Here is an 8,738-nt window from a genome sequence, read left to right as displayed (position 1 = left end):
ATTGTTTTTGTCATGATTTTTTTCCTTTTTCTAGTTTTGTACTATTTTAAAGAAAGAAGAAAGGAAAGTCAACTATTTTTTGTAAAATATATGAAAAAATCTGAACAATTTTGGTATAGGATTGTTTTTTTGTTTGGAAATTAATGTTTACGTTGATGTTGAAATGCTCATATAGAAGAGAATACTAGCCTTTTCTAAGATAGAGAAAGACGAAGATACTAACTTAGAAATCCACCTTCCCACTATCCTTCTCCTATAAAAAGTGGTAAAATGGATGAAAGAAAGAAGGAACTGAAATGACAACATTATTTTCAAAAATCAAAGAAGTAACAGAACTTGCTGCGATCTCAGGTCATGAAGCACCTGTCCGTGCTTATCTTCGTGAAAAGTTGACACCGCATGTGGATGAAGTGGTGACAGATGGCTTGGGTGGTATTTTTGGTATCAAACATTCAGAAGCTGCGGATGCACCTCGCGTCTTAGTCGCTTCTCACATGGATGAAGTTGGTTTTATGGTCAGCGAAATCAAGCCAGATGGTACCTTCCGTGTCGTTGAAATCGGTGGCTGGAACCCCATGGTAGTCAGCAGCCAACGTTTCAAACTCTTGACTCGTGATGGTCGTGAAATTCCTGTGATTTCGGGTTCTGTTCCGCCACATTTGACACGTGGAACAGGTGGACCAACCATGCCAGCTATTTCAGATATTATTTTTGATGGTGGTTTTGCGGACAAGGATGAGGCAGAAAGCTTTGGTATCCGTCCTGGTGATACCATCGTACCAGATAGCTCTGCAATCTTGACAGCCAATGAAAAAAATATCATCTCAAAAGCTTGGGACAACCGCTATGGAGTTCTCATGGTGAGCGAGTTGGCAGAAGCTCTGTCAGGTCAAAAACTCGGAAATGAACTTTATCTTGGCTCTAACGTCCAAGAAGAGGTTGGTCTCCGTGGCGCTCATACTTCTACAACTAAGTTTGACCCAGAAGTCTTCCTAGCAGTTGATTGCTCACCAGCAGGTGATGTTTATGGTGGCCAAGGCAAGATTGGTGATGGAACCTTGATTCGTTTCTACGATCCAGGACATTTGCTTCTCCCAGGAATGAAGGATTTCCTTTTGACTACAGCCGAAGAAGCTGGTATCAAGTACCAATACTACTGTGGTAAAGGCGGAACGGATGCAGGCGCAGCTCATCTGAAAAATGGTGGTGTTCCATCTACAACAATCGGTGTCTGCGCTCGTTATATCCACTCTCACCAAACCCTCTACGCTATGGATGACTTTCTAGAAGCTCAAGCCTTCTTACAAGCCTTGGTGAAGAAATTGGATCGTTCAACGGTTGATTTGATTAAAAATTATTAAACCATAAGGGAGGTGGTAGGGATGGTAGAACCAAACCTAGAAAGCCTTGTAAAAGATCTTTACAATCATGCTCGACATGATTTGAGTGAAGATTTAGTTGCTGCTCTCCTAGAGACTGCAAAAAAACTGCCTACTACAAATGAGCAATTGCTGGCAGTTCGTCTCTCAGGCCTGGTCAATCGTGAATTGCTCCTAAACCCCAAACATCCGGCACCTGAGTTGCTCAACTTAGCTCGCTTTATTAAAAGAGAAGAAGCTAAGTACAGAGGAACCGCAGCTTCTGCGATTATGTATGGGGAGCTCTTTAAAATGCTTTGATTCCATTGGTGAATCAAAGCATTTTTTATATGGTAGAAAAGCAATTCTTAGTTAGGAAAAGAAAAAAAGCCATCCCATTCAGGATAGCTTCTTGGTACTTATACTCAATGAAAATCAAAGAGCAAACTAGGAAACTAGCCGCAGGCTGTACTTGAGTACGGCAAGGCGACGTTGACGTGGTTTGAAGAGATTTTCGAAGAGTATTAGATTTGTTCAGCAATGACCTTTTCAGCTAAATTCATAGCGTGGTCAGACACTCGAGTGTAGTGGGAAATGATGTCGATAAAGTTGACCCCAGCTTGTGTTGAACACTCGCCCTTGTTGAGGCGTTTGATGTGAGTCTTTCTGAGAACACGTTCCATATTGTTGATTTCTTTATGGCGTTCAATCAGACTTTGAGCTTTTTCAATATCATTGTTTTCTACACTATCAAGGGTATCCTTGATAAAGCCAGTGGTCTTTTGATAGATATTAGCCAATTCCTGCAAAGCAGCTTCAGAGAACTCAACATTTTTACGTTGAAGGTAATCAGTCAGATTGAGAAGAGCTTCTGCATGATCCCCAATCCGTTCCAAATCACGGGATGAATCCAGGATGTTAGTCAGCACTTCACTTTCTTTCTGGCTAAGGGCCTCGCTTGAAAGAGTAATGAGGTAACGAGTCAATTTTTCATCAATGGTATTGATGGCTTCTTCTGTCTTGTGGCCTTTTTCAGCAACCTTTTCATTAAGGTCAATGATGTAGTTGTAAGAAAGGTCAAAGGCTTTAGAAGCATAATTTCCTAAGTGTAGGAGTTCTTTTTTCGCGTTTCCGAGAGCGATTGATGGAGCTTGTTTAATCAAATGCTCATCAAGGTAAAGCGGCTCGTACTTCACAACTTCATCTTCACCAGGGATGAGCTTAGTTACAAAGAAAGCCAAGGCTCCGATGAAGGGAAATTGTACGATGGTGTTGCTTACGTTAAAGGCACCGTGCGAGAAGGCGATAGTCATCTCAGGTGAGAGGTGAAGGAGTGCTTGGAAGTACTCAATCATAGCAGTGAAGGGGCCTAAGAAGATTAAGCAAAGAATAGTTCCTAAAACGTTAAAGGTAACGTGGGTTGCAGCAACGCGTTTCGCAGAGACATTGGCTCCAGCTGCCGCGATGATAACGGTTAAGGTTGTTCCGATATTATCTCCGAAGAGAACTGGTAGAGAACCATTAAGGTCAAGGAATCCACCTGCATAGAGACCTTGCAAAATCCCGATTGTCGCAGAAGAAGCCTGGATGAGAACGGTAATCACTGCACCAGCAAAAACTCCTAAAATAGGATTTTGTCCCAAGGTTACCATATACTCCTTGAATTGCGGTAAATCTTTAAGAGGGCTCATACCGGCACTGATGAGGTTGAGGGCGTAGAAGATTCCTCCTACACCAAACAGGATGCGCCCGATATTGTTTGCTGTTCTGTTTTTTGTAAAGAAGAGGAACATGGTTCCAAGGAAAATCAGGGGTAAAGCATACTCACCAAGCTTGAAACCGATGATAAAGGAAGTGACGGTGGTTCCGATGTTGGCTCCCATGATAATTCCGATAGCCTGTCTAAGAGTTAGAAGACTAGCGCTGACCAGTCCAACCGTGATAACTGTAACCCCTGTACTTGACTGAATCAGGGCAGTTACGACAATCCCAACTAGAACACCTAAAAAGGGATTGCTGGTGTACTTGTCAATGTAAAAACGAAGGCGATCTCCAGCAGCTTGTTGCAAACCGTCTCCCATGGTCTTGATACTATATAAGAATAGTCCCAGACCACCTAAAAAGTGAAATAAAATTTCCTGCCAATTAATGGACATTTCTTTTTCCTCCGAAAAATAATAACGGAATTTCTCCTATTCTATTTTAAAGGATAAAAGTAAATCTAACAAGTGTTAAGCTGAGATTTTAGAAAGAAAATTCTGGAGAAAAAGTAAAAATAATACACTCTAGCATGATATGAAGATTAAATATCGAAAAATCTTGTGAAATCTTTCCTTATATTTCCAAAGTGTGATATAATAGTTTCGAATAAAATAAATAAAGGGGTTTTTGTAACATGGCAAAACTTACTGTTAAAGACGTTGACTTGAAAGGTAAAAAAGTCCTCGTTCGTGTTGACTTCAACGTACCATTGAAAGATGGCGTAATCACTAACGACAACCGTATCACAGCAGCTCTTCCAACTATTAAGTACATCATCGAACAAGGTGGACGTGCAATTCTTTTCTCTCACCTTGGACGTGTGAAAGAAGAAGCTGATAAAGCTGGTAAATCACTTGCTCCTGTAGCAGCAGACTTGGCAGCAAAACTTGGTCAAGATGTTGTTTTCCCAGGTGTAACTCGTGGTGCTGAATTGGAAGCAGCAATCAACGCTCTTGAAGATGGACAAGTTCTCTTGGTTGAAAACACTCGTTACGAAGATGTTGATGGCAAGAAAGAATCTAAAAACGATCCTGAACTTGGTAAATACTGGGCATCACTTGGAGATGGTATCTTCGTAAACGATGCATTCGGTACAGCTCACCGTGCACACGCATCTAACGTTGGTATCTCAGCAAACGTTGAAAAAGCAGTTGCTGGTTTCCTTCTTGAAAACGAAATTGCTTACATCCAAGAAGCAGTTGAAACTCCAGAACGTCCATTTGTAGCAATCCTTGGTGGTTCAAAAGTTTCAGACAAGATCGGTGTTATCGAAAACTTGCTTGAAAAAGCTGATAAAGTCCTTATCGGTGGTGGTATGACTTACACATTCTACAAAGCACAAGGTATCGAAATCGGTAACTCACTTGTAGAAGAAGACAAATTGGATGTTGCGAAAGCTCTTCTTGAAAAAGCAAACGGTAAATTGATCTTGCCAGTTGACTCAAAAGAAGCTAACGCATTTGCTGGTTACACTGAAGTGCGTGACACTGAAGGTGAAGCAGTTTCTGAAGGCTTCCTTGGTCTTGACATCGGTCCAAAATCTATCGCTAAATTTGACGAAGCTTTGACTGGTGCCAAAACAGTTGTATGGAACGGACCTATGGGTGTATTTGAAAACCCAGACTTCCAAGCTGGTACAATCGGTGTGATGGACGCTATCGTGAAACAACCAGGTGTTAAATCAATCATCGGTGGTGGTGACTCGGCTGCCGCAGCGATTAACCTTGGCCGTGCAGATAAGTTCTCATGGATCTCTACTGGTGGAGGCGCTTCAATGGAACTTCTTGAAGGTAAAGTATTGCCAGGTTTGGCTGCACTTACAGAAAAATAATTTCAGCCCGTTAGTCTCTACAAAATCCTGATTTTGTAGAAAAAGGAACAAAACTGAAACGTTAACAAAAAGGTGGCTATGTCACCTTTTTGTGTTAGTGTAGGTATTTGTGACGCGGTGGTGGGGCATCAATGGAGCTTCTTGAAGGTAATACTCTTCGAAAATCTCTTCAAACCACGTCAACGTCGCCTTGCCGTACTCAAGTACAGCCTGCGGCTAGTTTTCTAGTTTGCTCTTTGATTTTCATCGAGTATAAAGTTCTTCCAGGACTTGCAGCCTTGACTGAAAAATAAGATTAACTAAATGAATCAAGGAAGAGGGGGATGAAAGTTCCTCTTTTCTTTTGTTTAAAATAAAAACGCTTCCTCTCAACTATTGCTCATAAAATCAGCCAATTTATGATAAAATGGAAATAGAAAGTTGAGATTATGAGTTATTTTAAAAAATATAAATTCGATAAATCCCAGTTCAAACTTGGTATGCGAACCTTTAAAACAGGTATTGCTGTTTTTCTAGTTCTCTTGATTTTTGGCTTTTTTGGCTGGAAAGGTCTTCAAATCGGTGCTTTGACAGCCGTTTTTAGCCTGAGGGAGAGTTTTGATAAGAGTGTTCATTTTGGGACGTCGCGTATTCTAGGAAATAGTATCGGTGGCCTTTATGCTCTGGTCTTCTTCCTATTAAATACCGTTTTCCACGAAGCCTTTTGGGTGACCTTGGTAGTTGTTCCAATCTGCACTATGTTAACCATTATGACAAATGTAGCCATGAATAATAAAGCAGGTGTTATCGGTGGTGTAGCAGCTATGTTAATTATTACTCTATCAATTCCGACTGGAGAGACGATTTTGTACGTGTTTGCGCGTGTGTTTGAAACTTTTATGGGGGTTTTTGTCGCAATTCTGGTAAATTACGATATTGACCGCATTCGTCTCTTTTTAGAGAAAAAAGAAAAATAATGTTACATTTTATAACATTATCAATTGACGTTTGTCTTTTTTTAGACTATAATAGACAGAAAGAAGGAAATTGTAAATGAAGGAAAAAGAATTTCGCCGAAATATGGCTGTTTTTCCTATCGGCAGTGTTATGAAGTTGACCGATCTATCGGCGCGTCAGATTCGTTATTATGAAGATCAAGAGTTGATTAAGCCTGATCGAAACGAAGGGAACCGTCGCATGTATTCCTTGAATGACATGGATCGTCTGCTTGAAATCAAAGATTATATCTCTGAAGGTTATAATATCGCTGCCATTAAGAAAAAATATGCTGAACGTGAAGCGAAATCCAAGAAAGCGGTGAGTCAGACTGAGGTGCGTCGTGCACTTCACAATGAACTCCTCCAACAGGGTCGCTTTGCTTCAGTACGGTCACCTTTTGGTCGCGGTTAGGCAACCGCAAGTAGTCATACATTAAGGAGAAAACTCATGCCAATCACAGCTGCAGATATTCGTCGTGAAGTCAAGGAAAAAAATGTTACCTTTATTCGTCTCATGTTCTCAGATATTTTGGGGACGATGAAAAACGTCGAAATTCCTGCTACAGATGAACAGTTAGATAAAGTCTTGTCAAACAAGGCTATGTTTGATGGATCTTCTATTGAAGGTTTTGTACGTATCAATGAGTCAGATATGTACTTGTACCCTGACTTGGATACATGGACAGTCTTCCCTTGGGGAGATGAAAATGGAAGTGTTGCAGGTTTGATCTGTGATGTCTATACAACAGAAGGTGAACCATTTGCAGGTGACCCTCGTGGCAATTTGAAACGTGCTCTTCGTCACATGGAAGAAGTAGGATTCAAATCTTTCAACCTTGGTCCAGAGCCAGAATTCTTCCTATTTAAACTGGATGAAAATGGAGACCCAACACTTGAAGTAAATGACAAGGGTGGCTACTTTGATTTGGCGCCTACTGACCTTGCGGACAATACACGTCGTGAGATTGTCAATGTCTTGACCAAAATGGGATTTGAAGTAGAAGCGAGTCACCACGAGGTTGCGGTTGGACAACATGAGATTGACTTTAAGTACGATGAAGTTCTCCGTGCTTGTGATAAGATTCAAATCTTTAAACTTGTTGTTAAGACCATTGCTCGCAAACATGGACTTTACGCAACCTTTATGGCCAAACCAAAATTTGGTATTGCTGGATCAGGTATGCACTGTAATATGTCCTTGTTTGATGCAGAAGGAAATAACGCCTTCTTTGATCCAAATGATCCAAAAGGAATGCAGTTGTCAGAAACTGCCTACCATTTCCTTGGCGGTTTGATCAAGCATGCCTACAACTATACTGCTATCATGAACCCAACAGTTAACTCATATAAACGTTTGGTTCCAGGTTATGAAGCTCCTGTTTACATTGCTTGGGCTGGCCGTAACCGTTCACCACTTGTGCGCGTGCCTGCTTCACGTGGCATGGGAACTCGTCTTGAGTTACGTTCAGTGGATCCGATGGCAAACCCATACATCGCTATGGCTGTTCTTTTGGAGGTTGGTTTGCATGGTATTGAAAATAAAATCGAAGCACCAGCTCCTATCGAAGAAAATATCTACATCATGACAGCAGAAGAGCGTAAGGAAGCTGGTATTACAGACCTTCCATCAACTCTTCATAATGCTTTGAAAGCTTTGACTGAAGATGAAGTGGTCAAGGCTGCCCTGGGAGATCACATCTACACTAGCTTCCTTGAAGCTAAACGTATCGAGTGGGCTAGCTATGCGACCTTTGTGTCACAATGGGAAGTTGATAACTATTTAGACCTTTACTAATATAGAGGAAAGATTGCCTGAGGGCGGTCTTTTTTCTTGCTTTTTATATTGAGGTGTGATATTTTTTATATAACGAGGTGCGATATATCGAACTGAATAGGAGGTAGCTATACATGGAATTGACGGATAAGATTCGTCGAGTTTATCTTCCGATGACGGAAACAGGATTTTATATCTTATTCTGTCTACAAAAGGAAGGTCATGGTTATAGTATTACGCAAAAGGTCAAGGAGATGACAGATTCGCAAGTTTCGATTAGTCCTGGAACTATGTATGGAACCTTGTCAAAGATGGAAAAGGATGGTTTGATTTCCTTTGTTCGCGAAGAGGAAAAACGGAAAATCTATCAGATTACAGACTTGGGACGAAAAGTCTTAGATATTGAATTGAAGCGTATTGAACGGCTCTATAGAAACAGTCGGGAGGAAGGATGATGGAAAAGAAAATTGTTTATCGAATTTTTACAATTGCGGATTATGAGAGGGAGGCTCTATACTTTAGAGAAATGCATGCTAAGGGCTGGAAACTTAGGAAAGTAAGCTATTCTATCTTATTGTTTGCAGTTAAGTATACCTTTGAAAAGTGTCAGCCTGAGCAAGTGTCTTATCAGTTGGATTTTTACCCAATGGAAAAATCAGAGAGAGTCTCCTATTTACAACTGTTTAAAGACTGTGGCTGGGAGCATATTACAGACTTTAATAGTTTTTCCTATTTTAGAAAAGCACATTCTGAAATTGAATCGGATGCGGAGTTTGAAATTTATAACGATGCTACTAACAAGTTGGATATGGTTAATCGCATTTTAAGACTGCGATTAGTACCTGTTTTACTTTTGCTAGCCATACATATACCATTCTTACTTAAATTGCTCAATAGAAGTAATGCGTATGGTCTATGGGGTTTACTTGCGGTCGGGCTAGATATTTTCTTGTCTTTAATCCTTTTGTTAATAGTTGCCTATATTAGCTGGAAATTATGGCATAAAAAGAAGGAATTATCAGATTTATGATAGGGTA

General features: G+C 40.6%; 10 protein-coding genes. 9 read left to right on the top strand and 1 reads right to left on the bottom strand.

All coding sequences use genetic code 11. From position 1 onward, the window contains the following. Window positions 1-296: 296 nt before the first annotated feature. Together pepA and RYL77_RS04690 are read left to right on the top strand one after the other, a co-directional pair. Window positions 297-1,361 (top strand): glutamyl aminopeptidase, encoded by a 1,065-nt coding sequence (gene pepA, locus RYL77_RS04695; RefSeq protein ID WP_315010220.1) that lies wholly within the window; start codon window positions 297-299, stop codon window positions 1,359-1,361. A gap of 21 nt (window positions 1,362-1,382) precedes the next feature. Further along, entirely contained in the window at window positions 1,383-1,679 is a 297-nt protein-coding gene (locus tag RYL77_RS04690) for a bacteriocin immunity protein (RefSeq protein WP_033679682.1), read from the top strand. Between the two features lie 203 nt (window positions 1,680-1,882). On the opposite strand, the gene RYL77_RS04685 is transcribed toward RYL77_RS04690, so the two are convergent. Then, window positions 1,883-3,514: a Na/Pi cotransporter family protein gene (locus tag RYL77_RS04685; protein WP_315010218.1), complete on the bottom strand. Its 1,632-nt coding sequence runs from the start codon at window positions 3,512-3,514 to the stop codon at window positions 1,883-1,885. Between the two features lie 239 nt (window positions 3,515-3,753). Between RYL77_RS04685 and RYL77_RS04680 the strand changes: the two genes are divergently transcribed. From RYL77_RS04680 to RYL77_RS04650, 7 genes are all read left to right on the top strand, one after another. After that, window positions 3,754-4,950 carry a phosphoglycerate kinase gene (locus RYL77_RS04680; protein ID WP_001096743.1) on the top strand — a complete coding sequence of 399 codons (1,197 nt, stop codon included), beginning with the start codon at window positions 3,754-3,756 and terminating at the stop codon, window positions 4,948-4,950. A gap of 131 nt (window positions 4,951-5,081) precedes the next feature. After that, complete coding sequence (locus RYL77_RS04675; RefSeq protein ID WP_173229513.1) at window positions 5,082-5,243, top strand: hypothetical protein; 162 nt, start codon at window positions 5,082-5,084, stop codon at window positions 5,241-5,243. A 135-nt stretch (window positions 5,244-5,378) separates the two neighbouring features. Then, window positions 5,379-5,906, top strand: a complete 528-nt coding sequence (locus RYL77_RS04670) for an aromatic acid exporter family protein (protein ID WP_315010215.1) — start codon at window positions 5,379-5,381, stop codon at window positions 5,904-5,906. Between the two features lie 76 nt (window positions 5,907-5,982). After that, entirely contained in the window at window positions 5,983-6,339 is a 357-nt protein-coding gene (gene glnR / locus RYL77_RS04665) for a transcriptional repressor GlnR (RefSeq protein ID WP_000659548.1), read from the top strand. A 36-nt stretch (window positions 6,340-6,375) separates the two neighbouring features. Beyond that, a complete protein-coding gene (gene glnA, locus RYL77_RS04660; protein WP_001122884.1) occupies window positions 6,376-7,722 on the top strand; it encodes a type I glutamate--ammonia ligase in 1,347 nt (448 codons plus the stop codon). A 113-nt stretch (window positions 7,723-7,835) separates the two neighbouring features. Then, a complete protein-coding gene (locus RYL77_RS04655; RefSeq protein ID WP_000423972.1) occupies window positions 7,836-8,156 on the top strand; it encodes a PadR family transcriptional regulator in 321 nt (106 codons plus the stop codon). After that, window positions 8,156-8,731, top strand: coding sequence for a DUF2812 domain-containing protein (locus RYL77_RS04650; protein WP_315010212.1), 576 nt, complete (start codon window positions 8,156-8,158; stop codon window positions 8,729-8,731). Before RYL77_RS04655 ends, RYL77_RS04650 begins: the two co-directional genes overlap by 1 nt. The last annotated feature ends 7 nt before the right edge of the window (window positions 8,732-8,738 follow it).

The organism is uncultured Streptococcus sp., from assembly GCF_963516515.1.
Classification (GTDB): domain Bacteria; phylum Bacillota; class Bacilli; order Lactobacillales; family Streptococcaceae; genus Streptococcus.
Note: the sequence above shows the minus strand (reverse complement) of the source record. Positions and strands in the feature narration are given on the sequence as shown.